The sequence below is a fragment of the Myxosarcina sp. GI1 genome (assembly GCF_000756305.1).
In the GTDB taxonomy this organism is placed as follows: Bacteria; Cyanobacteriota; Cyanobacteriia; order Cyanobacteriales; family Xenococcaceae; genus Myxosarcina.
Genome location: NZ_JRFE01000022.1, coordinates 133,600 through 157,831, shown reverse-complemented (window position 1 = coordinate 157,831; position 24,232 = coordinate 133,600). Strand labels below are relative to the sequence as shown.

Annotated in this window: 28 protein-coding genes and 1 tRNA gene; 19 read left to right on the top strand and 10 right to left on the bottom strand. The window is 40.8% G+C overall.

Features of this window, described 5'->3' with window-relative positions:
• The first annotated feature begins 150 nt into the window (after positions 1-150).
• From KV40_RS16145 to KV40_RS16115, 7 genes are all read left to right on the top strand, one after another.
• Positions 151-1,509, top strand: a complete 1,359-nt coding sequence (locus KV40_RS16145; protein WP_036483547.1) for an ATP-binding protein — start codon at positions 151-153, stop codon at positions 1,507-1,509.
• Entirely contained in the window at positions 1,496-2,680 is a 1,185-nt protein-coding gene (locus KV40_RS16140; RefSeq protein ID WP_253274280.1) for a glycosyltransferase family 4 protein, read from the top strand. Before KV40_RS16145 ends, KV40_RS16140 begins: the two co-directional genes overlap by 14 nt.
• Positions 2,681-2,875: 195 nt before the next feature.
• On the top strand, positions 2,876-3,070 hold the full coding sequence (locus tag KV40_RS16135; protein ID WP_036483544.1) for a hypothetical protein: 195 nt from the start codon (positions 2,876-2,878) through the stop codon (positions 3,068-3,070).
• A 205-nt stretch (positions 3,071-3,275) separates the two neighbouring features.
• Positions 3,276-4,532, top strand: a complete 1,257-nt coding sequence (locus KV40_RS16130) for a phosphopantothenoylcysteine decarboxylase (RefSeq protein WP_036483542.1) — start codon at positions 3,276-3,278, stop codon at positions 4,530-4,532.
• Positions 4,533-4,647: 115 nt separating this feature from the next.
• A complete protein-coding gene (locus KV40_RS16125) occupies positions 4,648-4,836 on the top strand; it encodes a DUF4089 domain-containing protein (RefSeq protein ID WP_036483540.1) in 189 nt (62 codons plus the stop codon).
• Positions 4,833-6,164 carry an AtzE family amidohydrolase gene (locus KV40_RS16120; protein WP_036483539.1) on the top strand — a complete coding sequence of 444 codons (1,332 nt, stop codon included), beginning with the start codon at positions 4,833-4,835 and terminating at the stop codon, positions 6,162-6,164. The genes KV40_RS16125 and KV40_RS16120 overlap by 4 nt, the downstream gene beginning before the upstream one ends.
• A 275-nt stretch (positions 6,165-6,439) precedes the next feature.
• Entirely contained in the window at positions 6,440-7,288 is an 849-nt protein-coding gene (locus tag KV40_RS16115; RefSeq protein ID WP_036483537.1) for an MOSC domain-containing protein, read from the top strand.
• A 16-nt stretch (positions 7,289-7,304) separates the two neighbouring features.
• Here the strand turns inward: KV40_RS16115 and rpsF are convergent, their stop codons facing one another.
• On the bottom strand, positions 7,305-7,658 hold the full coding sequence (rpsF, locus tag KV40_RS16110) for a 30S ribosomal protein S6 (RefSeq protein ID WP_036483536.1): 354 nt from the start codon (positions 7,656-7,658) through the stop codon (positions 7,305-7,307).
• Positions 7,659-7,682: 24 nt separating this feature from the next.
• Between rpsF and KV40_RS16105 the strand changes: the two genes are divergently transcribed.
• Together KV40_RS16105 and KV40_RS16100 are read left to right on the top strand one after the other, a co-directional pair.
• Complete coding sequence (locus tag KV40_RS16105; protein ID WP_156114052.1) at positions 7,683-7,892, top strand: hypothetical protein; 210 nt, start codon at positions 7,683-7,685, stop codon at positions 7,890-7,892.
• Between the two features lie 350 nt (positions 7,893-8,242).
• Positions 8,243-9,007 (top strand): fumarylacetoacetate hydrolase family protein, encoded by a 765-nt coding sequence (locus tag KV40_RS16100; protein WP_036483881.1) that lies wholly within the window; start codon positions 8,243-8,245, stop codon positions 9,005-9,007.
• Between the two features lie 20 nt (positions 9,008-9,027).
• Here the strand turns inward: KV40_RS16100 and KV40_RS16095 are convergent, their stop codons facing one another.
• From KV40_RS16095 to KV40_RS16085, 3 genes are all read right to left on the bottom strand, one after another.
• Entirely contained in the window at positions 9,028-9,510 is a 483-nt protein-coding gene (locus KV40_RS16095) for a Tic20 family protein (protein WP_036483533.1), read from the bottom strand.
• Positions 9,511-9,593: 83 nt separating this feature from the next.
• On the bottom strand, positions 9,594-9,791 hold the full coding sequence (locus tag KV40_RS16090) for a hypothetical protein (RefSeq protein ID WP_036483531.1): 198 nt from the start codon (positions 9,789-9,791) through the stop codon (positions 9,594-9,596).
• 352 nt (positions 9,792-10,143) lie between these two features.
• Positions 10,144-10,590 carry a bacterioferritin gene (locus KV40_RS16085; RefSeq protein WP_036483530.1) on the bottom strand — a complete coding sequence of 149 codons (447 nt, stop codon included), beginning with the start codon at positions 10,588-10,590 and terminating at the stop codon, positions 10,144-10,146.
• An 86-nt stretch (positions 10,591-10,676) separates the two neighbouring features.
• Between KV40_RS16085 and glyA the strand changes: the two genes are divergently transcribed.
• The 3 genes from glyA to KV40_RS16070 are packed head-to-tail and all read left to right on the top strand — an operon-like array spanning position 10,677 to position 14,326.
• Positions 10,677-11,960: a serine hydroxymethyltransferase gene (gene glyA / locus KV40_RS16080; RefSeq protein ID WP_036483529.1), complete on the top strand. Its 1,284-nt coding sequence runs from the start codon at positions 10,677-10,679 to the stop codon at positions 11,958-11,960.
• A 52-nt stretch (positions 11,961-12,012) separates the two neighbouring features.
• Positions 12,013-13,065, top strand: coding sequence for a glycosyltransferase family 4 protein (locus KV40_RS16075; protein WP_036483528.1), 1,053 nt, complete (start codon positions 12,013-12,015; stop codon positions 13,063-13,065).
• Between the two features lie 10 nt (positions 13,066-13,075).
• Positions 13,076-14,326 carry a competence/damage-inducible protein A gene (locus KV40_RS16070; RefSeq protein WP_036483527.1) on the top strand — a complete coding sequence of 417 codons (1,251 nt, stop codon included), beginning with the start codon at positions 13,076-13,078 and terminating at the stop codon, positions 14,324-14,326.
• 66 nt (positions 14,327-14,392) lie between these two features.
• Here KV40_RS16070 and KV40_RS16065 read toward each other — a convergent pair whose 3' ends face one another.
• From KV40_RS16065 to psbD, 4 genes are all read right to left on the bottom strand, one after another.
• Positions 14,393-14,605, bottom strand: coding sequence for a DUF2949 domain-containing protein (locus tag KV40_RS16065; protein ID WP_036483526.1), 213 nt, complete (start codon positions 14,603-14,605; stop codon positions 14,393-14,395).
• 365 nt (positions 14,606-14,970) lie between these two features.
• Complete coding sequence (gene nblR / locus KV40_RS16060) at positions 14,971-15,666, bottom strand: response regulator transcription factor NblR (RefSeq protein ID WP_036483524.1); 696 nt, start codon at positions 15,664-15,666, stop codon at positions 14,971-14,973.
• A 46-nt stretch (positions 15,667-15,712) separates the two neighbouring features.
• On the bottom strand, positions 15,713-16,636 hold the full coding sequence (locus tag KV40_RS16055; RefSeq protein ID WP_036483521.1) for an NAD(+) kinase: 924 nt from the start codon (positions 16,634-16,636) through the stop codon (positions 15,713-15,715).
• A 251-nt stretch (positions 16,637-16,887) separates the two neighbouring features.
• A complete protein-coding gene (psbD, locus tag KV40_RS16050; RefSeq protein ID WP_036481215.1) occupies positions 16,888-17,946 on the bottom strand; it encodes a photosystem II D2 protein (photosystem q(a) protein) in 1,059 nt (352 codons plus the stop codon).
• A 275-nt stretch (positions 17,947-18,221) separates the two neighbouring features.
• Here psbD and KV40_RS16045 point away from each other — a divergent pair, with 275 nt between their 5' ends.
• From KV40_RS16045 to cysE, 5 genes are all read left to right on the top strand, one after another.
• Entirely contained in the window at positions 18,222-18,491 is a 270-nt protein-coding gene (locus KV40_RS16045) for a hypothetical protein (protein ID WP_036483518.1), read from the top strand.
• Entirely contained in the window at positions 18,488-19,183 is a 696-nt protein-coding gene (locus KV40_RS16040; RefSeq protein ID WP_036483515.1) for an energy-coupling factor ABC transporter ATP-binding protein, read from the top strand. Before KV40_RS16045 ends, KV40_RS16040 begins: the two co-directional genes overlap by 4 nt.
• A gap of 85 nt (positions 19,184-19,268) precedes the next feature.
• Positions 19,269-19,820, top strand: a complete 552-nt coding sequence (locus tag KV40_RS16035; RefSeq protein ID WP_036483513.1) for an NYN domain-containing protein — start codon at positions 19,269-19,271, stop codon at positions 19,818-19,820.
• A gap of 103 nt (positions 19,821-19,923) precedes the next feature.
• Positions 19,924-19,996, top strand: a tRNA-Glu gene (locus KV40_RS16030).
• Positions 19,997-20,231: 235 nt separating this feature from the next.
• Entirely contained in the window at positions 20,232-20,999 is a 768-nt protein-coding gene (gene cysE / locus KV40_RS16025; protein ID WP_036483511.1) for a serine O-acetyltransferase, read from the top strand.
• Here cysE and KV40_RS16020 read toward each other — a convergent pair.
• The gene (locus tag KV40_RS16020; protein ID WP_036483508.1) at positions 20,996-21,574 is read right to left on the bottom strand and encodes an Npun_F5749 family FMN-dependent PPOX-type flavoprotein; all 579 of its coding nucleotides are present in this window, start codon (positions 21,572-21,574) and stop codon (positions 20,996-20,998) included. The two genes, cysE and KV40_RS16020, sit on opposite strands and share 4 nt — an antisense overlap.
• A 23-nt stretch (positions 21,575-21,597) precedes the next feature.
• Between KV40_RS16020 and KV40_RS16015 the strand changes: the two genes are divergently transcribed.
• On the top strand, positions 21,598-22,053 hold the full coding sequence (locus KV40_RS16015) for an SRPBCC family protein (RefSeq protein WP_036483505.1): 456 nt from the start codon (positions 21,598-21,600) through the stop codon (positions 22,051-22,053).
• A gap of 43 nt (positions 22,054-22,096) precedes the next feature.
• Here KV40_RS16015 and KV40_RS16010 read toward each other — a convergent pair whose 3' ends face one another.
• Complete coding sequence (locus KV40_RS16010; protein WP_052055686.1) at positions 22,097-23,788, bottom strand: M3 family oligoendopeptidase; 1,692 nt, start codon at positions 23,786-23,788, stop codon at positions 22,097-22,099.
• 262 nt (positions 23,789-24,050) lie between these two features.
• Between KV40_RS16010 and KV40_RS35775 the strand changes: the two genes are divergently transcribed.
• A complete protein-coding gene (locus tag KV40_RS35775) occupies positions 24,051-24,203 on the top strand; it encodes a hypothetical protein (protein WP_172657298.1) in 153 nt (50 codons plus the stop codon).
• Positions 24,204-24,232 lie beyond the last annotated feature (29 nt).

Sequence of the window (24,232 nt, the reverse complement as noted above, 5' to 3'; positions counted from 1 at the left end):
TTACAGTTTCGTAGTAAAATTTTTAACCTGTGTACTAAGAGTCATCAATCAATCGACCATCACTGCTAGCCAGTCAATCGATATAGTTACAACAATTAGCAATTATTGTAAACCAAGCAATGTTTGATATCTTGTTTATTTTTACCAAAAATGATTGACAATTACTACGATTTCGATCGCGCGATTTCAATAATCGACGAAGTTATTAAACCCTCATATTTAAATAAAATACAAGAGATCATACTCAGACAGGTTTGGGAAGGTAAAACATATTCTGAAATTGCTACCAACTTCAATTATGAAATGGAGTATGTCAAAACTAAAGGGTATGAACTGTGGAAATTGCTTTCTAAGTCATTTGGTACGCAGATAAGCAAGAGTAATTTCGTGCCGTTTATGAGAAACCAACTTAACACTAGAACTGAAAGTAGGCTATTGCACGTTCAAAGCTTTGAAACAGTAGTTTGGAACACTATAGTGTTAAGTGATAAGCAACTACATTGGACGACTGCTCCTGACGTATCTAATTTTAGAGGTAGAGAATTAGAATTAGTTCGTTTGAATACATGGAGTCAAAATCCCAACTGTCGCTGCATTGTAGTTTCGGGAATGCTTGGGTGTGGTAAAACGAGTTTAGTCACCAAGTTTGCCAAACAGGTAAGCGATCGCTTCGAGTATATTATCTGGTTCTCGCTTACGGATGCGCCTTCAGTAAAATTTTTATTGGCTAACTATTTACATATTTTCGATCCCTCCTCAAATAAAGAGACAGATATCAATTCCGATAGCCTGCACAATTTACTGGCAAAACTTATTTATTATTTACGTCAACACAAATGCTTGTTGGTTTTAGATGAGCTACAGGCGATTTTAAAGGCAGGTGATTATACTGCTTCTTATCGTCAGGGTTATGAAGAATACGGACAGTTACTTCGTTGTCTACTCTCTACTCAGCATCAAAGCCTGTTAATTGCTACTAGCTGTATTAAACCGAAAATATTAGACTACTATTCTACCGATCGCGTCTTTTTTCTCAATCTTAAAGGACTTCAACAATCGAGCATCGTTAAAGTATTTAGTAAAAGACTGACGGCAAACTTGTCAGAAACAGAATGGCAAAACTTAAGTCAATACTGTCAATATAATCCACAAATATTAAATATTGTTGTTGGCAGTATGAAAAATTTGATGAAAGAAGATATTGCCTTGGTGTTGAGGGATATTTTTCGCCTAAAAGAAATAGAAGAGTTGTTAGATCGAGAATTAAATTATCTATCTCTCTTAGAAAAAGAAATAGTATATTTACTTGCTATAAGCTGTTGTGGTAGCACATTTAAGACTTTAGAGCGAATTATTTCTAACTCACAATCTCACTCTCAAAGACTAGAAAGCCTAAATTCTCTTAAAGAACGCCATCTAGTGCTACAGAAAGACAACTTGTATGTTTTGCAGCCTCTAATTAAAGACTATGCCAGACGAAAATTAATTAATTTGGGTGTTAAAAACTAATTTTGGCGATCGCACAATTAATATGCACCAACGAAAAATTCTGTTTATCGATCATACGGCTGTTTTGGGTGGAGCGGAACTCAGTCTACTGGACTTGGCAACTGCCTATCGGCAAAGAAGTCAAGTCATATTATTTGCCGACGGAGTTTTGCGATCGCGTCTCGAAAGTGCGGGAGTAAAAGTAAAAGTTATTGAGGTTTCCGAAAAAGTCTTAGAACTTCGCGCTTCTGGAGGTTTAAAAGCACTAAAAACCATACCAGAACTATGGTCATTAGCAGGTAAAGTAGCAGTAGAGGCAAAAGAATTCGATTTTATTTTTGCTAATTCTCAAAAAGCATTTATTGTTGCAGCACTAGCAACCTTAAGAAATAGCCCGCCCGTAGTTTGGTATTTACACGATATCTTAACAGCCAAACACTTTAGCGCGATTAATCGCCGCATTGCAGTTAGTTTGGCAAATAGATTTGCAGCCAAAGTATTGGTCAATTCTCAAGCTACAGGTAAAGCTTTTGTAGCTGCTGGGGGCAAACAAGATTTGACTAGCGTGGTTTACAACGGTTTTAACTCCGAACCATTCGATTGCGTTACCGATGGAGAAGCTCGGCAGTTGCGCGAAACTTTAGAAGTTGCCGATGCGCCGTTGGTAGGATTATTCAGCCGTCTGTCTTATTGGAAGGGACAGCACATTTTACTTTTGGCGATGAAAGAATTACCTGCACTTCATGCTCTGTTTGTGGGAGATGTATTGTTTGGTGAAGAAGAATACGTTAGTTACATAAAAAATTTAGCCAGCGAACCAGAACTCAAACATCGGGTTCATTGGTTGGGATTTCGCGATGACATACCTACCTTAATGAAAGCTTGCGATGCGATCGTTCATACTTCTACCGAACCCGAACCTTTTGGCAGGGTGATAGTCGAGGGGCAGCTAGCCCAACGTCCTACAATTGCTTCTGCTGCTGGAGGAGCCTTAGAGTTAATCGAAGATGGGGTTAGTGGCTTGTTATTTCCTCCTGGTGATGCGATCGCACTTAGCAAAGAGATACAAAAAGTAATTAGCGATCGTACTCTAGTCGATAAGTTAGCCGAACGGGGATACCACAGTGCTAAAGCTAATTTCAATTTGGCAGCAATTTTAGATAGCTTTGAGCAAGGAATATCAGAGATTTAGACGTTTCACAGGTAGAAGCAAGGCAATGCCTTGCCCGTACAGGTGTAAATAGCGTTACCCTGCAAACTCTAATTTGTATAGCCGAGCAAATTTAAATAAAACTAGACAGAATAAGTTTGTTAGTTTAGATGAAGCTTATGGGTATTTTAAAATAGTCTCGTACATGAAAACACTAGGTTTGCAGGAGGGTAGAAGATGTCTAATAATAATTTAAAACAAGCTATAGGATTTTTCACAGCAGCAATTGACGCAGTTTTAATATATAACTACAGTCAAGATTTGTCAGATATAAAGTTATTTATTTTAAGATTACTCTTAACAATATTTATTAGTGCAGGTGTCTGGTTGATAATATGTTTTGTAATAGATAAAGTTAGCGTAAACGAATAAAGTAGATTGATAAAATATTAGATATTTCTCGATAAATCTTATAAAGATCGCAAAGCTACAAATATGTTTTTATTTAAAATACCAACGTAGTTTAAATCTTTTTAAAGACGACCGTATATTTTGACTTAAAATGAAATTAATCGAGATTTGAGCCTAAATAAAAAATAGAATATTAGCTCGATCGCTTGTTTCAATTAATCGATCTATGACCGATTGGGAATTCAAACCACCAGCAGAATCAGACTTAGGCGATCGCGAAGTTGTTTTAGAATCAACTCATCTACAGAATCAACGCATTGCTTTACTGGTTACTGGCAGTATCGCCGCGCTCAAAGCACCTCTAATTGCTCGTACTCTGCGCCGTCGGGGTGCTGATGTGGTGGCTTTTGCTTCCCTTGAAGCTTTACGATACACGACTATCGATGCTCTGGAATGGAGTACCACCAATCGGGTTATTACCAACTTAACTGCTGCTGCCGAGCATCTCAGTGACGATCGCCCTTTTGCTGCTTATATCGTCGCTCCTGCAACTTACAATACAATTAACAAAATCCGCTATGGCATCGCCGATGGTGTAATTACTTCAGCAATAGCCTCGGCAATTGGCAGAATGGAGCGAGGTAAAACAGAGGTTTTAATTGCCCCTACCATGCACGGCAGTCTGCATAACTCTATTTTGACCGAATCGCTACAGCAGTTAGACACCATGGGGGTAAAAATAATACCACCTCGCGCAGCATACGGTAAAAATAACTTGCCTTCAGAAATGGCAATCGCCTCAGCAGTCTGTCGCGCCGTCAGTAAATCAAGTCTGAGAGATATTCCTATTTTAGTTACGGGAGGAGCAACCCCAGTACCTATCGACAATATACGCCTGCTTACCAATCGTTTTACAGGTAGACTAGCTGCTTATCTGACTGAAGAATTGTATTTGAGAAGAGCAAAGGTAAGCTTGATTCATGGACGGAGTAATTATACCCCTCCTGATTATCTTCCTTATTGTGTGGTTGATACTTACGATGAATACAAAACAAGAGTAATCGAAGAATTACAACAGCATCAGTGTAAAATAGCAATTTTTTCTGCTGCCGTTGCCGATTATCGCTCGGATAGCGTATTTCCTGGCAAAATTCCTAGTGGTAGCAAGCAAACTATTAATTTAGTACCGACTGCAAAAGTTATTAGCGAAGTTAGAACGCGATTTCCCAGTTTGTATATGGTGACGTTTAAGTATCAGGAAAATGTTTCGCACCAAGAATTGATTGCTATTGCCAATGCTAGATTGCAACAAGGCTATCAAATGGTGGTAGCCAATCGCGGAGAAGAAATAAGAGAGCGAGGAGAACAGGTAGCATATCTGGTAACTAAAGACAAAAAACCACAAAAAGCTGTAGGCAAAAAACAAATTGCCATAGCGATCGCCGATTGTTTAGAGACTATCGATCTGTCAGTATTAAATTGATGGGTTTAGACAAGCAGGGGTGCAGGGGGCAAGGGAGCAGGGGGCAAGGGAGCAGGGGGCAAAGTTAAGTGATTTTTTGTCCCTCATTAGTTAATAGACAAAACGCTATAACAAGATGACTGAAGCTAAACCCAACTATACGGAATACGTCAAACAAACAGCGGAATTGATGGGATTAAAACTAACTCCAGAATATTTGTCTGGGGTAGTAGATAACTTCACTCGCCTGAGCGAAGTTGCGGCTTTGGTAATGGAGTTCGATTTGCCCGAAGATATAGAACCCGCACCTACTTTTGAGCCATGAACCAGTATCGAGATGCGATCGCTCTATCTAGGGCAATTACTGACAGAGAAATTACCGTTAGTGAAACTATTGAGAAAACGTTACAGCAGATTCAACTACACAACCCCAAACTAAACTGTTTTACTACGGTTCTGGCAGAAAGCGCGATCGCGCAGGCGGAAAAAATCGATACGGCAATCGCCAGAGGTGAAAATCCAGGAATATTAGCGGGTGTTCCTTTTGCCGTTAAAAACTTGTTTGATATTGAGGGAATAACTACTCTGGCTGGTTCTAAGATCGAGCGCGAACATCCACCTGCTACCGCAGACGCTACAGTTATTGCCAGACTAAAACAGGCAGGTGCGATTTTAGTCGGGGCATTGAACATGGATGAATATGCCTATGGTTTTGTAACCGAAAACAGTCACTATGGCGCAACTCGCAACCCTCACGACTTGAGTCGGATTGCTGGCGGTTCTTCTGGTGGTTCGGCGGCGGCAGTAGCGGCAAAATTAGTGCCTCTAAGCCTGGGTTCGGATACTAACGGCTCGGTTCGAGTTCCTGCGGCTTTGTGTGGCGTATACGGCTTAAAACCTACTTACGGTTGTCTTTCTCGTCAGGGAATGCAGTTATTTTCCAGCAGTTTGGACTGTGTAGGAGCTTTTGCCAATTCGGTTCGGGATTTAGCCGTAGTTTTCGATATTTTGCACAATAATAACGCTCGATTATGCCTACCAGAACTAGATCGGGGAATTGCAGGATTGAAAATTGCGATTGCCGATGGTTACTTTCAACAGGGTGCCGAACCAGAAGCACTGGAAGCAGTGGAACGAGTTGCCCGACAGCTTGACGTTACCCAAAGAATTACTATACCCGAATGCGATCGCGCCAAAGCCGCAGCCTATATTATTACGGCGGTAGAGGGAGCAAATTTACACCTTAATAACTTGCAAACTCGTCCTCAAGACTTCGACCCTGCTACACGCGATCGCTTTTTGGCAGGAGCATTAATTCCTGGTTCCTGGTACGTACGGGCGCAACAATTTCGCCGTTGGTATCGCCAGCAACTGCAACAAATATTTACAGAAGTAGATTTGCTTCTCGCTCCCACTACACCCTGCACCGCTACACCGCTAGGAAAAGAAACAACGATAATTAATGGCGAAGAGATTTTAATCCGCCCCAATCTAGGTCGTTTTACTCAACCTTTTTCTTTTATCGGTCTTCCCGTACTCTCAATTCCCATTAAGCCAAATGACTCTTTACCTATAGGAGTTCAAATAATTGCCGCTCCTAATCGTGAATCGTTAATTCTACGTTTGGCTAATGCTTTTGGGCTTCAATCGTGAAATCTATTCACAAAAAAAAGTGGACGAATCAAAAATTTTGCCTTAAAAAACAGAGAGTAAGTAGCTCAAATTGATAAACAAAGTGCAATGACAACTTTGGCTTAATTTGCTGTTTTTTATGGTTAAGATCGTTTGCCAAATTATTACTGGCAGTTATTTCATAAGTCGCCTACAACATAGCTATCTATTTTGGCGATTTCGATCGCGAATTGAAATGAAATTAAACGCCTACGATAGGCTGCACATCTGTTCTTTTGCCAGTTTTACTCAAGCTTATGATAGTCTCAGAACTTTATATTTATCCGATTAAATCTTGTCAGGGGATTAAGTTAGAACGAGCAAAAGTAATGCCTAAAGGCTTTTTTGGCGATCGGGAAATGATGTTAGTTACTAAAAGTGGTAAATTTATTACCCAAAGACAATATCCTCGTTTAGCTAAGGTTCGGGTAAAGATAGATAACGAAAAAATAGTTTTATCAGTAGAAGATGAAACTATTCCACCTTTTAGTTTTACCCCTACCCTCACTGAAAATGAAGTAATCGTAGAAATGTGGGGCGAACAAATTGAAGCGAGCGACCAGGGTGATGCAGTAGCACAATGGTTTCATCGCGCTTTAGAATTAGAAGCTAGTAAAGAATGCCGTTTAGTCAGACAGTCTTTACATCATATTCGCCCTGTAGAACCAAAACACTTTACAGGTAAAGAACAGGTAAGTTTGGCTGATTCTTATCCCTATTTATTAACTACCACTGCTTCTCTTAAAGAATTAAATCAGCGCATTGTCGAAATTCATCAACAGCAAAAACAAGCGGTTCCTATGAATCGCTTTCGACCTAATATAGTTTTGAGTACCGCAGAACCCTTTATAGAAGATAGTTGGAAACTAATTCAAATTGGAGAAGTAAAATTTGCCGTAATCAAACCCTGTAGTCGCTGCATCATCACTACAATCGACCAAGAGCGGGGAGAAAAACATTCTCTTAAAGAACCTTTGCGAACTCTAGGTTCTTTCCGTCAATTTAGCGAACAGGGAGTCATGTTTGGTGAATACATGATTCCCTGCAACACGGGTATAGTCCAAATTGGCGATCGCCTAAAAATTTTAGAGGTTCGAGGTAAGTAATGGCTTTAGTTTAGTTTTAAACCGATACTTCTGTTTCTTCAGCTACGGGTTCGGATTCTGCTTCTGTAGCTTCAACTACGGATGCTGGTTTTAACTTGAGGGACAAATAGCGAATCACATCATCGCTCAAACGCATCATTCTCTCTAAAGTAGCAATTTGAGAGCCATCTGCCTGAAAGTTTTTTATAACGTAAATCCCATCTAAATATTTACCGATAGGATATGCCAATCTTCTTTTGCCTTTAATGTCGATCTCAATACTCTCAGCACCATTTTCGCTTAAAAAGCTTTGATACTTATTAGTTGTCTCGCCTACCTGCTCTTCAGAAAGGTCGGGACGCAAAATATACATTATTTCGTAATTATTCATCTAGTCAATCTCCTTATGGACAGTATGGCTTCTCGGCAAACAGGTCTGAGGGATTGGAAGCTAGTTTTAGTTGCCAACGAAAAACATCGTAATGTGGTTCTGCTCGATTCTAAAAATCCCAAAAGCAATCTAGATCGCAGTTACGCCCTAATTTTGCCAAGAAGCAAGGATTTATTATTCTATCTTAAATTTTCTCTTAAAAAAAAGAAATATTTCTTGCCAGGAAAAATTTGACATTTGGTAAGTTCGAACTTATCGTCCCGTAATTGAGTTTAAGACCAAATCCGATTTACAAAAAATACTTATTACCCTCACATAACCTATAAGTTAAGTGTTGCATTCAAACAGGATTTGGAATAAGTCCTTTTCCTTTTGGAGAAATTGTAATTGGGAGAGGTTCAATTCAATCCCATTCTAATTACTAGAGCCTAGAGCCTAAAGCCTAAGAATTTTCTAAAGCTGTAAATAAATTAAAATTTAATGATATATATGGACAAACCAAGTTAGATTAGCGCAGTCTATACAAATAGCAAGCCAGGCTACGTATATTATTATTGTTTTGTTATCTAATTCTTTATTTATTTATGCCACTACGTTACGTACGAATTAAAACTAAGCGCGAGCAAGTTTACTATGGTTTACTCCAGGCAAATCGTAGCATGGTGGTATTAGATGCACCTCCTTGGTTGGGAGGACAACAAACTGATATCGAACTAGAGCCTGAAAGCTATCAAATATTAGCTCCTTGCGCTCCTTCCAAAATTGTAGCGGTAGGTAAGAATTATCTCAATCACGCTCGCGAAATGGGTACTCCCGTTCCCCAGGAACCGTTACTGTTTCTCAAACCGCCTACGACAATTATTGCCAGCGATCGTCAAATTGTTTATCCTCCTCAATCAGAGCGAGTTGACTATGAAGGAGAGTTAGCCTTGGTTATTGGCGAACGCTGTCGAAAACTAAGCGCAGAACAGGCAGCTAAAGCTATTTGGGGTTATACCATTGCTAATGACGTAACGGCTAGAGATTTACAGAAAAAAGACGGACAGTGGACTAGAGCCAAAGGATTTGATACTTTTTGTCCTTTGGGACCTTGGATCGTCCGAGAATTGAGTAGTGAGAGTAAACTACAAACCTTTTTAAACGATAAACTCTGTCAAACAGCATTGATTACAGAGATGGTTTTTTCTCCTGCCGCGATCGTGGCTTATATCTCCCAAGTCATGACTTTAAACCCTGGCGATGTAATTTTGACTGGTACGCCAGAGGGAATAGGCTCGATGCAGCCAGGAGATATAGTTCGAGTAGAAATAGAAGGAATTGGTAGTTTATCTAATCAAGTAACGGGATAATAAAAACAGGTCGTTAGGGCTTATGGTACCTGAGAATAGACGGCATCAGAAATAGTAGGAATTTCTGCGTAAAGACCTAAAACAGACTGAACTATACCATAAATGCAGGCAGCAGCACCAAAGATAAACACAATGCTGCTGAGTATACCTAAAACTAAACCTAAAGAACCGAAAAGAGTGCTAAAAATAATTCCCAATAGTGCTAGAGCGATATCAATTAAAATCGCCTGCATAGTATTAAACCGAATAAAATGGCTAATTTTTTCATTTCTTACTACCGCTAAAAGCAAGACAAAGAAAATAATCAGACTCATAAAAGGGTTGATGCTGTAAATTATCGCTAACGGAGTAAGTATAGTCTGTAGCAAGCCAAACAAAGGCGACAATAAGGGAAACTGAGCTTGGATATATCCGCTAAAACGTAAAGATTCAAATAGCGGTATTAGATATACAAGTGCTGCAAACAAACGATCTTTGGTATCTGTCGAACCGCGCCAGGGCATATTTCTACCTCTTGTTATTACGAGCTATAAAATTGAATATAGCGCAGTCCAATAATAATTTAAGTAACAACAAATTGTTGCGTTCACTCAATATGAGTTACCCGAAATCCCATTTGACATTGATAAATAGCTGCTTGTTTATCCGTCGCTTTTTGTATTGCTTGACCACAGCCTAGTTGCCCTTGGTGCCATCGCGGTAAACCGCTACGATCTGCCATCAAACAAGTTTGACAAACTCGTTCTAAAGAAACTATTTGTTCTTCTGCAATCATTACAAACATAATTACATTGTTGAGGCTATTAGACTTTAATATTATTATTTTAGTTTTTGACTACTGCAATCTGTAGTTTTTGCCACATACCTTAATAGTTCAAAAGTTTTAACGGTTTGTTGCAATTTGAAAAAGTATTCAACAATGAACAAGAAACATTGTCCATAGAACACTACAAACGATAAATCTTTAATAATTGCTCATTGACGAGCGACCCACAGCCCTCGCAGAGGGCAAGCGCGCTGACGCGCTTGGCAGCTTTGCTGCCGTTCGGCGTAAGGCGCAAGCGTCCGACTTAAACTTTCGAGATTTCCTCGAAAGTCGCGGACTTGGGAACGCGCGAGTTTGCTCATTGATAAAACTATGTAGAAACTTTATAGTCACGTAACATTTTTCTCAACTCTAGCCCGTGCATTTCTTCACTACTAATCATAGTTCGGCTATATTCTTCTAAATAGATACTGGCATTTTCGACAACTGTTAATAGCTCTTTGTAAAGGCTTAAAGCTTTTTGTTCGTGTTCCCAGCTTTCTTTTAGAATATCTTCGATCGCATGGTGATAACTTTCTTTCACTGGAGCGATCTTTAGACTGGGATGACCTCCTTCTAAACCAGTAATTATTTCCCCTGCCTGTTGAGCGTGAGTTAGAGATTCGGCTGCTTGTCCTTTAAAAAAATCTACTAGGGGAATGCGGTTTGGTCCTGTTACCATTAGCGAGTAGTGTGTGTAGCGTACTACTCCAGCTAATTCGTACTCCATAATTGTATTGAGAATTTTGATTGCAGTTTCGAGATCGAGTTCTTTCATCCTTTGCGCTCGTTTACAGATTTGGTTATTAGTTATTGAGTATATTAAAATTACCAGTCTTTATTATTAATCACAAGGATTATTCAGTGACCAAAACTAATTTAGATTTTCTCGCGCAAACCGATCCCGAAATTACCGAAATTATCGATCTAGAAGTCAAACGCCAGCGATCGCACCTGGAGCTAATTGCTAGCGAAAACTTTACTTCCCCTGCGGTACTTGCCGCTCAAGGTTCGGTATTGACCAATAAATATGCCGAAGGATTGCCAGGAAAACGCTACTATGGCGGTTGTGAAATCATCGATCGCGCCGAACAATTAGCTATAGATAGAGCCAAACAACTGTTTGGTGCCGAGATGGCTAACGTTCAACCCCATTCAGGCGCACAGGCTAACTTTGCGGTCTTTCTGGCTCTTTTAGAACCTGGAGACAAGATTATGGGTATGGACTTGTCTCACGGCGGACATCTAACTCATGGTTCTCCCGTCAACGTTTCTGGTAAATGGTTTGAAGTGGTTCACTACGGAGTCAATAAAGAAACCGAACGTCTCGACTTCGATGCCATCCGCGATTTAGCCATCAAAGAACGTCCCAAACTAATTATCTGCGGCTATTCGGCATATTCTCGAACTATTGAATTTGATGAGTTTCGGGCGATCGCCGATGAAGTGGGAGCCTATTTACTGGCAGATATTGCCCATATTGCAGGATTGGTAGCAACGGGACACCATCCCAACCCCATTCCCTACTGCGATGTCGTTACTACTACCACTCATAAAACTCTGCGCGGTCCTAGAGGCGGTTTGATTTTAACTCGCGACCCAGAACTAGGTAAAAAACTCAACAAAGCCGTTTTTCCTGGCAATCAGGGAGGACCTTTAGAACACGCCATTGCCGCTAAAGCCGTGGCATTTGGCGAAGCTTTAAAACCCGAATTTAAAGAATATTCGGCTCAGGTAATTGCTAACGCCCAAGCGATGGCACAAACTTTGAGCGATCGCGACTTCAAATTGGTATCTGGGGGAACCGACAACCACTTAATTCTCGTCGATCTGCGCTGTATTGGCATGACGGGCAAACGAGGCGATCGCCTCATGAGCGAAATTAACATTACCGCCAACAAAAATACCGTACCTTTCGATACAGAATCTCCTTTTGTCACTAGCGGTTTGCGTTTGGGTTCTCCAGCAATGACTACTAGAGGTATGGGGGAGACAGAATTCAATGAGATTGCTAACATTGTTGCAGACAAATTGCTCGCTCCTGAAGACGAAGCAGTTCAACAGAATTGTTTGCGTCGTGTAGCGGCTTTGTGCGATCGTTTTCCTCTCTATCCTTATTTACAAATTCCCGTACCAGCGAGAATTTAATTTAAGAGGTTGGGGAACCCAATGTACTAATTTGAGAACCTACGAAACTTAGATGCCTGCGGAACTATTTCATCTAATTGCCTTTCTAATTTCTGTTACCGTCGTGCTGTGGACAATTCCCGATGTTAAGAATCTCGGTCTTAAATTAGGTATGGTAGATCGACCTAACGCCCGCAAAATTCACAAAGATCCAGTCGTTCGTGTCGGTGGAATCTCAATATTTATCGGCACGATTACCGCATTGTTAATTGTCTGGCGATTGGGCGGCTTTGCTTCTGTTTCTATGGGTAGAGAAGGTGAAATTTGGGCGGTAATTATGGGCAGTATTTTTTATTTTGCCATTGGTTTTGCAGACGATTTATTTAATTTAACTCCAATTTCACGCTTGCTAATGCAGGTAATAGTAGCTGCCGTTTGCTGGTTAATGGGGGTCAGAATTGATTTTCTTTCTGTTCCTTTTGATGGCTTGATTCAAGTTGGTTGGCTGAGTCTGCCCGTTACCGTTATCTGGCTGGTGGGAATGGCTAATGCCATCAATTGGATTGACGGGGTCGATGGTTTAGCAGCAGGGGTTTCGGGAATTGCTGCCGTAGTTATGTTAGTAGTTACTCTATTTATGCACCAATCAGCCGCTGCTTTAATCGCTGCGGCATTGGCTGGTGGTGCTTTGGGATTTCTACGATATAATTTTAATCCCGCTCAAATTTTTATGGGAGATGGGGGAGCCTATTTTATGGGCTTTACCCTGGCAGCAGTGGGAGCGATCGGTTTGGTTAAAACTACCGCAATTACTGCCGTACTGTTACCATATCTAATTTTGGCAGTACCAATACTAGATATGTCAGCGGTAATTTTATCTCGCATCAGTAAAGGAAAATCTCCTTTCATTGCCGATAAAAGCCATCTCCATCACTGGCTACTCAAAGCGGGAATTTCTCAAAGACAAACTGTGCTGTTTATTTACGCTCTAACTCTATGGGTGGGCAGTTTGGCAATGGGCTTTTCTAATATTCCTAGCGGTTGGGGATATGCTATCGGTGCGACTATGTTGCTTGTCTATATCGGTTGGCAGGTGTGGCGCAGCACTAAAAAACAAAACAATTAGCATTTTGGTAATGAGTGCAGAGATTATTTGTGTAGGTACAGAGCTATTGTTGGGCGATATTCTTAATACTAACTGTCAGTATTTGGCATTAGAGTTAGCTAGTCTGGGTATTCCTCACTATTATCAAACCGTAGTCGGAGATAATGTATCGCGCTTGCGAAAGGTCATTGAAACTGCTACTCAACGCGCTTCAATTTTAATTTTTACTGGCGGATTGGGTCCTACTCCTGACGACTTGACAACAGCCACGATTGCTGCTGTATTTGACGCTAAATTAGTAGAAAATGCAGTAATAGTTGCCGACATCGAGAAAAAGTTTGCTCAAATCGGGCGTAAAATGTCCCCCAGCAATCGCAAACAAGCATTAGTTCCCGTTGGTGCCAAAACGCTGCCCAATCCTACAGGAACTGCCCCAGGTATTATTTGGCAACCTCAATCCAATTTAACTATTTTGACTTTTCCAGGAGTACCTTCGGAAATGCGACGTATGTGGCAGGAAACTGCCGTTCCGTTTCTCAAAAGTCAAGGCTGGGGAAAAAATACTATTTATAGCCAGATGCTGCGTTTTCGCGGTATTGGTGAATCGGCTCTCGCCGAAAAAGTCGCTTATTTATTTGAGTCGGATAATCCAACTGTAGCTCCTTATGCTGGTAAAGGTGAGGTACGCTTGCGAATTTCAGCCAAAGCCCAAACCGAAGCTGAAGCGATCGCGCTAATCGAACCTGTAGCAGCTCAAGTTCGAGAAATTGCTGGAGCAGATTATTTTGGCAGCGATGAAGATACTTTGGCTTCGGTAGTAGGCAAACTGTTGTCTGAAGCAGGACAGACTATTAGCGTTGCCGAATCTTGTACTGGCGGAGGTTTGGGAGAAATGATTACTGCTACACCCGGAAGTTCGAATTATTTTTTGGGGGGAATTATTGCCTACGCCAATGAAGTAAAAGTTAATCTATTGAAGGTCAATACCAAAGATTTGAACCAAAAAGGGGCGGTTAGTGCCACTGTTGCCGAGCAAATGGCTTTGGGAGTCAAACAAACTTTATCTTCTGATTGGGGAATTAGTATTACGGGGGTAGCTGGTCCTGGAGGCGGTACGGAAAACAAACCTGTAGGGTTGGTATATATTGGCTTTGCTACTCCAGAAGGCAAAGTAGAAAGTATCGAACACCGTTTTGGCGATCGCCGAAGTCGTGACTTAGTGCGTCATTTTAGTGCTTGTAATGCTTTAGATTATTTGCGCCGTCGACTTTTAAGGGTTTGATTTTTGTTCGTGTCTTACTTGAACGATTTTTAGTTTGGCAATTGGCAGCAACTACTTTTGTTTTAACTAATAGCTAATATCTGTTTTAGTTTTACCTTCTAACCAATCATAGATTCGATCTAGTTCTTCTAATGTTACTAAACCATACTGCCACAAAATCATGGGTATAGGAGCATGGTTTTGTTCTACAGTACGCTGCACGACTTCAATAGAATCTATTGGTATGGCTAATTCTTCTGTCAAAAACTTAATAAATTTGGCATATATAGTAGGTTTCATTTTAATAGATATTTTTAATTTGTAATATGTTATGTTTATTAAAGGAAGGAATTGTTACCCAGCTACTAAAGCTAGATTTGAAACTGCCATATAAATACAGTATTGACAATTGTTAGAAAAAAATTGGAAATTGTCAGTGTTTGAGATCACAAAAGTTCTCATTTGTCACTATTTATATTACATTTTTATTTCAAACAGTGTCTAGCCCCAATATGATTCTTTACAATGACATAAATTCCTCAGTAAATCTACGTAATTTAGCTAAGTATAAAAAACATAATACTTTTTAATCGAATTGCGACTCTGTCACCTGATAGAATCTACTATAAAAAAACTAAAATTTCCAACTGCTATTTGACTATTTATTATGGTTCTCTAAGTACGTAGCCAACTCCTCTAACAGTTTGAATCAATCGCTTTTGCTCTTTAGTTTCAATTTTGAGCCTTAAATAGCGGATATAAACTTCAATTACGTTTGATTCGCCTTGATAGTCATAGCCCCATACATTTTCAATAATTTCATCCCTTGACAGTACTTTACCTGGATTAGACATTAAATATTTAAGTAGCTCAAACTCTTTCATGGTTAGATCGATAGCCGAACCATTTCTAATTGCTTGCCTGGTACTCAAATCCAAAACTAGCTTACCAAAACGCAACTGTTCTTTAACCTCTGTTGCAGGCTGTAAATAAAGATAAACCAACTCTAATAATGCTTCTTTTTTATAAGGCTTTAACAAATAATCGTCTGCACCTGCCTCCAAACAGGCTACTCGTTCTTCTATTGTCTCTCGCTCGATTAGCATTAGTATGGGAATGCGAGTACCCGAACTTCTTAACTGATGGCAAAAATTCAGCCCAGACTTACCAGTCCAAGATTTGTCTAAAACTACCATAGCTGGATTTAGCTCGCTCAATTGTTGCCAGCCTTTTTCTACTCTTTCAATTGCCGTAGAATAACCCGCCGCCTGCAAATCCATACTTGCCTGACGAGCAAACATACTATCTGTTAGCAATAAAATAGCTGCATTAGTATCGGTTGCCATCTCACTAGTAACCATATAGGGTTTTTTCTACTCTTAATGTTTTGCTCTGACTAATTATTAACTAAGGAAGTTCCACGGAAGTTGGTTTGGCTATATGAGGCAAACCCCAACCCAATTTTTCCCTAAGAATTCGGAAAAATTCTTGCGGTTGCAGGCGAATAAAGCGAGCTTTGTAGATTGACTTTTCAATATTGATGCGGTCATCGGGCAAAATGTAACAACCTCCATTGCCATCTACTACCATTACCATACGGTAGGAGGTAGCCGGGAATACATTAACAGGTTCGCGATCGCTAAATACTAAAGTACGAGATGCCAGAGAATGAGGGCAAATTGGTGCTAGCTGTAACACGGGAACTTCTGGCGTTACCACAGGACCACCCGCGCTAAGAGAGTAAGCTGTAGACCCTGTAGGAGTAGAAATAATAACTCCATCGGCAGCAATATCTACAGGAGCGTGGCTGCCAATTTGAATCTCAAAATGACACATGCTGGTCAAAGGTTCGCGGTGTAAGACCATTTCATTCAAGCTCAAAGCTTCCCACAATAAAGCTTGGTTACGAAATACTTTTACCGCGAGCATAGACCGCTCTTCAATTTCATAGTCCCGTTCGAGCAGTTTTTCTAACGCCTGAGGTAGATGATTGAGGTAAGTCTCGGTAAGAAATCCCATGTGTCCCGTGTTGACGGTCAATAAAGGAATTCCACAGGGAGCGAGTTGCCGAAATGCAGATAAAACTGTTCCGTCACCGCCTAAGACAATAGCAAATTCCAAATCGTGGTCGAAGTTGGACGGAGTCAATTGCTCGATTCGAGTATGGCAAACTGGACTGCCAGGCGTAGAGTACTCTAGTATACCTCCCGCTCCTGTAGCCATAAATGTTTCCCAACCGCAATCGACTAATTTAGCTTGAATTTCTGTGGCAACTTTGCAAGCTATAGGCTTGATATCATTATAAATAATGCCGGCTTTTGGCTTTGGCACAACTAACTGTTTATCCTGTTTTAAAAGCGGTCTATAATATGTTTTGGTTTCATCTTACCAAAACTAGAGGTCTTCAAGTATTCAACTATTTTTGAATTTTTTGTTAGCAATCGACTATCAATCTATTTTTTCTGTTATAAATCGAGATCTTAGTGTTTACCATTCTGATTTTAATTGAAAAATAAGCCCCTCTTCCTGAGAAGAGAGGCAACAGCCTTGTTAGGCTATATTTTCAAACCAAATTTCAAATTTTAGAGAGCGTTACCACGTGGTAGTACCTCCTCTGGGAATTCAAATCTTTGATGTGGTTGGTCTTGTTTTGCCATCCATGCTCTTAGACCTTCATTGAGCAGAATGTTTTTCGTATAGAAAGTTTCAAATTCTGGGTCTTCTGCCGCTCTCAACTCTTGAGAGACAAAGTCATAGGCTCTGAGGTTGAGGGCGATGCCGATGATGCCGATACTCGCCATCCATAGTCCCGTTACCGGTACGAACAGCATGAAGAAGTGTAGCCAGCGTTTGTTGGAAAAGGCAATGCCAAATATCTGCGACCAGAATCTGTTTGCCGTTACCATACTGTAGGTTTCTTCTGACTGAGTCGGCTCGAAGGCTCTAAAGGTGTTAGAACCGTCTCCATCTTCAAACAGGGTGTTTTCCACTGTCGCTCCGTGGATCGCACAGAGTAAGGCTCCTCCCAACACTCCTGCTACTCCCATCATGTGGAATGGGTTGAGGGTGAAGTTGTGGAATCCTTGTACGAACAGAATAAAGCGGAAGATTCCTGCTACTCCAAAGCTGGGTGCGAAGAACCAGCTCGATTGTCCTAATGGATAGAGTAAGAAGACCGAGACGAATACGGCGATTGGGGCGCTAAAGGCGATGGCGTTGTAGGGTCTGATTCCTACTAAGCGCGAAATTTCAAACTGACGCAGCATAAAGCCTATCAGTGCGAAGGCTCCATGTAGTGCCACAAATGTCCACAAGCCGCCGACTTGACACCAACGGGCAAAGCTCCAGTTGGCTTCAGGTCCCCATAAGAATAATAGGGAGTGTCCCATGCTGTCTGCCGGAGTGGATACGGCTACGGTTAAAAAGTTACAGCCTTCGAGGTAGGAACTGGCTAGACCGTGAGTGTACCAGGAGGTCACGAAAGTGGTTCCTGTCAGCCAGCCGCCTAATGCCATGTAGGCGCAGGGAAATAATAGAATTCCCGACCACCCGACGAAGACGAAGCGATCGCGCTTGAGCCAGTCGTCGATGATGTCAAACCATCCTCGCGACGCTGGGGCGCGTCCTACTGCTATTGTCATATTTTTAATTCTCCGAATATAGTAGCTAAAGTGTTTAAAATTATTACAGCCTTACTACTCATCTTTGGTAGCAAATTGTTCGGTAATTTGTATAGTAAGGTAATTGTGAGAAAAATTTACTTTTCTTTATATTTATATACTATAAGAAATTTTTAATAATTTCCAGAGTAAATCTTAAAACTTACTAAAGTTTTTCTATCACTCTTGGGTAGAAAGGTTGGGATTTTAGCAAAACTGAAAGATAATTTAACTATTGAAATCGATCTGGAGAATTTATGTTTAGTATTGACGTTATTTTGCAAGATATTCCCTTACCTGTTTCGGTACAGCGTAAAGAAGCCGACGCAGCAGAAAGTTTATATCAAGCTCTTCTAGAAGCAATGCGTTCGGAGGATGCAAAATTATTCGAGCTTACCTGTGAGAAAGAAGAAGACAAAAAAGTTACCATCAAAACCAATCGTATTTGTGCGGTAAGCGTCAATAAAAAGTCAGGCAGCATGGCTGAAGGACGAGTACCTGGTTTCTTTGCTGCAATTCAGGAATGAACCAATCGACGACCTCAAAACTGGATGAGTCGCTGGCTATTGATGTAAGAGAATTATGCTTTAGCTGGGCGGCTAACGCTCCTGTCCTTAACTCTTGCTCTCTACAAGTTCCTGAAGGACAATTCTGGATGTTGTTAGGCAACAATGGTAGTGGCAAATCTACCTTACTGAGATTGATAGGTAGCCTTTTGAATGCCGACTCGGGAACGATCGCCGTTCGTTCTCCAGTAGGTTTTGTCTTTCAAAATCCCGATCATCAATTGGTAATGCCTACGGTAGGTGCAGATATTGCTTTTGGTTTGGTCAAAGAAAATTTGTCCCTGACTCTCGTACGAGAGCGTGTAAAAGAAGCTTTAAGTGCTGTTAATTTAGTAGGACTAGAACGCCGACCCATCTACGCTTTGAGCGGCGGTCAGAAACAGCGCATTGCCATTGCAGGAGAGATCGCTCGTCACTGCGAGGTTATTTTGTTTGACGAACCCACTGCTTTATTAGATCCAGATACCCAGCTAGAACTAGTCAAACAAGTAAAGGGTTTGGTGCGAGAACGCAATTTAACTGCTCTATGGGTAACTCATCGCTTAGAAGAATTAGATTATTGTGATGGTGCATTTCTATTAGAGGGGGGCAAAGTTGCCGCTAAAGGAGAACCCCAAATACTCAAACAGCAGCTAACGAACAAAAATAAATAAGTGCTTAATTTAAATTTTTGTTAAGAATTTTGCTTAAAATGGTAAAAATAAATAAATTGCCCCCGTTCGAGAACAAATTCCTAAAATGCTTTCCTCCCCTTATCAGGCACTACTACTGGTAGATGGCTATAACATTATCGGTCATTGGTCAGACTTAAAAAAAAGCCGCGATCGCGACGGTCTAGAAGTAGCCCGCGATCGCCTAATCGAACATTTAATTAATTATGCTGCGGTAGTTACTTACCGCACTAAAATAGTTTTTGACGCACACTATCAAAAGAACCCTCGCACGAGTGAAGAATATAGTTCTTTGTTGTCGGTTCATTATACGGGCTATGCCGAGACAGCCGATACATATATAGAAAAGTTTTGTGCTGCTTTTCAAAGAAATAAGTACCAACAACCATGTTCGCGTTTGATTGTGGCAACGAGCGATCGCGCCCAGCAGTTAACCGTAGTCGGTTATGGTGCTGAATGGCGCTCGGCAAGAGTGTTAGCAGGAGAAGTAGCGGCAGCAGCTTACCAAACCAAGAAAAGAAAACAAACCTCAAAAAAATCTTCGCGGCGTTTTTTGTTCAATACCTTAGATCCGATCGCGCAACAGCGTCTCAAACAGTGGCAACGGGGAATTTACTAAACTAGGTTGAAAATATTTTGCTCGAAAAAGTATTGACAGACGCTTAAATAATAGATATATTTAAAAACGTTGCTGGTTTTTTTGACCAACTACAACTTTACTAGCCCCCATCGTCTAGTGGCCTAGGACACCTCCCTTTCACGGAGGCGACAGGGATTCAAATTCCCTTGGGGGTATTTTTATTTTTTAAGTTTAATATAAAAATATATACTGTAGACCGAGCAATGGAGTTTTTTACATTCCATTGCCTGATTATTTATCGATATTATTGGCTTGAAAATGGCAGCTATCGATAGACTAAAGAAAGAGAAAGACCGACAGTAGCAGTGTGGATTTCACTTCATAAGTTAGATTTCTGAAATTGCTAGAGAACGATAAAATAAGAATCGTTGAATCTTTAGATAATACTCCATGTTCTCTCAGGCGATCGCAGACTTTCGTATTGTTTTCAAACGCGACCCAGCAGCACGTAACTGGCTAGAAGTTTTAGTCTGCTATCCAGGTTTGCACGCTTTGTTTTTGCATCGTTTTGCTCACTGGTTGTACTGCATTGGCATCCCTTTTTTCCCACGATTTATTTCGCATCTGGCTCGCTTCCTTACGGGTATTGAAATTCATCCAGGGGCGCAAATAGGTGAAGGAGTATTTATCGATCACGGCATGGGTGTAGTAATTGGCGAAACGGCAATTGTGGGAGACTACACCATAATCTATCAGGGAGTTACCCTTGGTGGAACGGGAAAAGAGTCGGGCAAACGTCATCCAACTCTGGGCGAAAATGTCGTAGTTGGTGGAGGAGCTAAAGTTTTAGGCAATATTCAAATAGGTAACGACGTTCGTATTGGGGCGGGGTCTGTGGTTTTAAAAGACGTACCCTCTAACTGCACCGTAGTCGGTATTCCTGGCAGAGTGATCTATCGTTCTGGAGTCAAAGTCGATCCTCTAGAACACGGTAATTTACCCGATTCTGAAGCAGCAGTTATCCGCAGTTTGGTAGACCGCATCGAGTCGTTAGAAGCAGAAGTACGGCAACTGAGAAAATCTCAATCGCATCAGAGTTTGGTTACGGCAGCTAAATCGCAACTAGAGGAAAATGAATTAGAACCTTGTTATCAATCGAATAATAGCTGTCTGCTTAGAGATAAAGAAATTAAAGAATTTTTAGGCGAATGGGACTAGGGATTTACCGCTCGAATCGACCAACTTCCGTCGTGCAAATAATATAAGGTACGGCTTTGAGGTTCGCCACGTAGTTCTAAGTGGTCTACTTTAGTAGGAATTAATAACAGCAAACAAAAATTATTTAAAGGTATATTCTCGTCGGGAACATCTACGGTAAAAGCTTCTTTGTCTGCCCTCTGTTTCTCTGGATGAGGCCAGGAAAACTGCGATCGCGCCGCTTCAGATAAATTATGCCAGGTTGTCTGACGCGCTGTCTGTAACTCTTTATCGGTAGATTCGGCAGTCACTAGATTCAAACTACCCGTAAGACGAAACTGCTCGCGAGTTTTGGTAAAGTACCAGCAGCCTTCGCTATGGGGCAAATGTTGAATATCTCTAATTTTTTTACTACGAGAGTCTACAACAATTTTGAGGTCGTTGGTGTTGTCTAAAAAACCTCGAAATACTACCGTGCGATTGGCAGGATAGCCTTCAGGAGTAATGGTTGCTAGCTGTAGGTAACGACAATGAGGTTGGGAACGATTGCGATGGAGTGCGCGAGCCAGAAGCGATCGCCAAGGAGTAAGAGACATTTATGAGAGTATAATTAACTTTTATGCTGCATTTTGAATATTCTAGTGCGATCGACGCACCTATAGAAGCCGTATGGCAATTTCACGAACGTCAAGATATTCTCGATATTTTGACTCCGCCTTGGCAACCAGTTACAGTAGTACGTCATGAAGGAGGATTGAACGTTGGCGCAATAAGCGAATTTCGTTTAAATCTCGGCTTTGTTCCTATTAAATGGGTCGCCAAACATACAGAATGTCAACCCAATTGTTTATTCACCGATATCCAAATTGAAGGTCCGATGCAGTCTTGGCAACATCGCCACCAGTTTACCTCTGAAGGCGATAAAACTATATTGACCGACGCGATCGCTTATGAAATACCTGGAGGCTGGCTAGCGGAGTTACTATTAGGCTGGTGGGTAGATTCACGACTCAAGGAAATGTTTCGCTATCGCCATGAGGTGACCAAAAAAGAATGCGAAATTGTATCGTCATAGTTAAGGTTGGCATTTAATTTGAATTGCTTTTAAAAGTTGTTGTCTATAAATCTAAAACCTGACGCGATCGCTCGACGACTTTAGCTAGACAACCAGATTGAAAGGGCGAGACTAAATTTGCCGATTTAACTAAGGTTTGAAAGGGTGCTTTGCCACCGCGCTGACAGAGAGCGATGTATTCTTCTAAAGTAGCTTCATAGTCTGATTCGGCTTTAACCCAGAACTGCATAGCGCAACACAAAGCCAAAGTATAGTCAATGTAGTAAAAGGGATAGCAATAGATGTGTTGCTTGGCTTGCCAAAGTCCGCCTTGTTTGGGATGAGCTAGATCGCCGTATTCGCGCCAGGGTAAGTAACGCGCTTCTAATTCTTGCCACATTTGATTTCTCTCTTTTGGCGTGGCTTCTGAGTTAGCGTAAACCAAATGTTGAAAATGATCCACCGCGCAACCATAAGGCAAAAAGAGAATTGAATCGGTTAAATGACTTTGACAGAAACGTTCTGCATCGCCATCGAAAAACTTAGCCATTTGCGATCGCGTTAGAAATTCTAAACTCATCGAGTGAATTTCACTAGTTTCTGAAGTCGCCCACAGATAATCTATTAACGGTAAGTGGCGACTCTGCCAGTATTGAAAAGCATGACCCATTTCGTGGGTAAATACTTCTACGTCCCCTTTAGTACCGTTAAAATTGGCAAAAATATAGGGGACGCTATAGCGATCGAAACTAGTACAAAAACCACCACCAGTTTTCCCAGGTCGAGCTTTAAGATCGAGCAGGTTGGCATCTACCATCGTGTTAAAGAAATTTCCTAACTCTGGGTGCATTTCCTCAAACATCTGTCGTGCTTGTCCTAACATCCAGTCATGTTCTCCATGAGGTTGGGGATTTCCCTGCAAATCGAAAACAGACTCATCCCAGAAATAAGCTTTATCTATACCAAGCGTTTCTGTTTTTTGATCGATAATTTTACTAGCTAGAGGCACTACTTCTCTAACAACTTCATCGCGGTAGTTTTTAACCTCGACTTCTGTATAGTCAACGCGCTGCATCTGCTTGTAGCCCAAACCAATATAGTTGTCATAGCCGAGTTTGCGTGCCATTTGGTGACGTAATTTAACCAAGCGATCGTAAGTACTGTCAAATTTAGCCTGATGCTGGTTAAAAAACTGCCAACGTGCTTGTTCTGCTAAATAACGAGTGTGGCGATCGCGATCCTCGGTATATTTAGTAATTTCAGACAAATTGAGAGTTTTCCCTGCAAACTCAATTTCTGCTGAAGCTAAAAGTTCTACATACTGACTAACTAACTTGGCTTCTTCAACTAAATCTGCTTCGATCGCTGGTTCAAAAGTAGTAATGTCGGCTTCCCACAAACTAAAAGCGTGTTTGCCACAAATAGCTTCCAATTCAGCGCGATGTTCGCTGTTCAGTAACTTTCGCTTCATCTCAACTGCTAAAGCAGTTAACTTTGGTTGAAGTTCGTCACTATATTCCTGTGCTTCTTTATAAGCTAGATTGCGAGTATCCTGATTGAAATGCAAAGCAGTCAAGGCACTCCAACTGTCGAGATAACGGCGTAAGCTATCCCATTGTTGCAAAGCACGTTCTCTTTCAAGGCGATTTTGCGATCGCTCTAAGGCAGTATGAATAGATGTATACTCTGCTTTGACTTTTTCTATAGTAGGTGTTTCTAATTTAATGTCTGCAAAGTTGACTGTAGTTTGATTCACGATCTGCGAAGTAATAAAGCTGTAAAAAAAATTTTAGCGAATTTTCTGTTTTAGTTGGTAACTCTGCTCGTTCGAGCGTTTTCAGACAAAATTTACATTAAGTCCCAGCAAAAGTTAATAAAAATTGTTTAACTTTTAATACATAAAATTGAGAAAATTTTAATTATATAAAAAAAATACAGTAAAAATTTTATTTATTATTTCTTGTATTTTACAGTTAGAGTATATAAGTTTGTCTTCTCTATTTTTTGAGGTAAAAACTATGAAAAGCATGGTTTGGCATCCTGAAGAAAAAGACCAAAAAGTGAATCAGTATTTAGAGCAAACTAATCACGCTCCCTATCAATCAATTGTCTTATTGTTATTAGCAGGAGTTTGCTTATTTACTTTTATAGCTTTATTTGCTCTAGTTTAATTAATTGTTTGAGTTGCCGAATAAGTAGT

Excerpts from the sequence above, each read along its gene's own strand:
- KV40_RS16090 (WP_036483531.1), bottom strand. The coding sequence starts at position 9,791 with ATGTTTGTAATGATTGCAGAAGAACAAATAGTTTCTTTAGAACGAGTT.
- rpsF (WP_036483536.1), bottom strand. The coding sequence starts at position 7,658 with ATGAATAATTACGAAATAATGTATATTTTGCGTCCCGACCTTTCTGAA.
- KV40_RS16040 (WP_036483515.1), top strand. The coding sequence starts at position 18,488 with ATGAACCAATCGACGACCTCAAAACTGGATGAGTCGCTGGCTATTGAT.
- KV40_RS16145 (WP_036483547.1), top strand. The coding sequence starts at position 151 with ATGATTGACAATTACTACGATTTCGATCGCGCGATTTCAATAATCGAC.
- KV40_RS16070 (WP_036483527.1), top strand. The coding sequence starts at position 13,076 with ATGAGTGCAGAGATTATTTGTGTAGGTACAGAGCTATTGTTGGGCGAT.
- KV40_RS16130 (WP_036483542.1), top strand. The coding sequence starts at position 3,276 with ATGACCGATTGGGAATTCAAACCACCAGCAGAATCAGACTTAGGCGAT.
- KV40_RS16045 (WP_036483518.1), top strand. The coding sequence starts at position 18,222 with ATGTTTAGTATTGACGTTATTTTGCAAGATATTCCCTTACCTGTTTCG.
- KV40_RS16100 (WP_036483881.1), top strand. The coding sequence starts at position 8,243 with ATGCCACTACGTTACGTACGAATTAAAACTAAGCGCGAGCAAGTTTAC.
- cysE (WP_036483511.1), top strand. The coding sequence starts at position 20,232 with ATGTTCTCTCAGGCGATCGCAGACTTTCGTATTGTTTTCAAACGCGAC.
- KV40_RS16085 (WP_036483530.1), bottom strand. The coding sequence starts at position 10,590 with ATGAAAGAACTCGATCTCGAAACTGCAATCAAAATTCTCAATACAATT.
- KV40_RS16020 (WP_036483508.1), bottom strand. The coding sequence starts at position 21,574 with ATGTCTCTTACTCCTTGGCGATCGCTTCTGGCTCGCGCACTCCATCGC.
- KV40_RS16115 (WP_036483537.1), top strand. The coding sequence starts at position 6,440 with ATGATAGTCTCAGAACTTTATATTTATCCGATTAAATCTTGTCAGGGG.
- KV40_RS35775 (WP_172657298.1), top strand. The coding sequence starts at position 24,051 with ATGAAAAGCATGGTTTGGCATCCTGAAGAAAAAGACCAAAAAGTGAAT.
- KV40_RS16120 (WP_036483539.1), top strand. The coding sequence starts at position 4,833 with ATGAACCAGTATCGAGATGCGATCGCTCTATCTAGGGCAATTACTGAC.
- KV40_RS16065 (WP_036483526.1), bottom strand. The coding sequence starts at position 14,605 with ATGAAACCTACTATATATGCCAAATTTATTAAGTTTTTGACAGAAGAA.
- KV40_RS16135 (WP_036483544.1), top strand. The coding sequence starts at position 2,876 with ATGTCTAATAATAATTTAAAACAAGCTATAGGATTTTTCACAGCAGCA.
- nblR (WP_036483524.1), bottom strand. The coding sequence starts at position 15,666 with ATGGTTACTAGTGAGATGGCAACCGATACTAATGCAGCTATTTTATTG.
- KV40_RS16125 (WP_036483540.1), top strand. The coding sequence starts at position 4,648 with ATGACTGAAGCTAAACCCAACTATACGGAATACGTCAAACAAACAGCG.
- psbD (WP_036481215.1), bottom strand. The coding sequence starts at position 17,946 with ATGACAATAGCAGTAGGACGCGCCCCAGCGTCGCGAGGATGGTTTGAC.
- KV40_RS16035 (WP_036483513.1), top strand. The coding sequence starts at position 19,269 with ATGCTTTCCTCCCCTTATCAGGCACTACTACTGGTAGATGGCTATAAC.
- KV40_RS16095 (WP_036483533.1), bottom strand. The coding sequence starts at position 9,510 with ATGCCCTGGCGCGGTTCGACAGATACCAAAGATCGTTTGTTTGCAGCA.
- KV40_RS16015 (WP_036483505.1), top strand. The coding sequence starts at position 21,598 with ATGCTGCATTTTGAATATTCTAGTGCGATCGACGCACCTATAGAAGCC.
- KV40_RS16075 (WP_036483528.1), top strand. The coding sequence starts at position 12,013 with ATGCCTGCGGAACTATTTCATCTAATTGCCTTTCTAATTTCTGTTACC.
- KV40_RS16105 (WP_156114052.1), top strand. The coding sequence starts at position 7,683 with ATGGCTTCTCGGCAAACAGGTCTGAGGGATTGGAAGCTAGTTTTAGTT.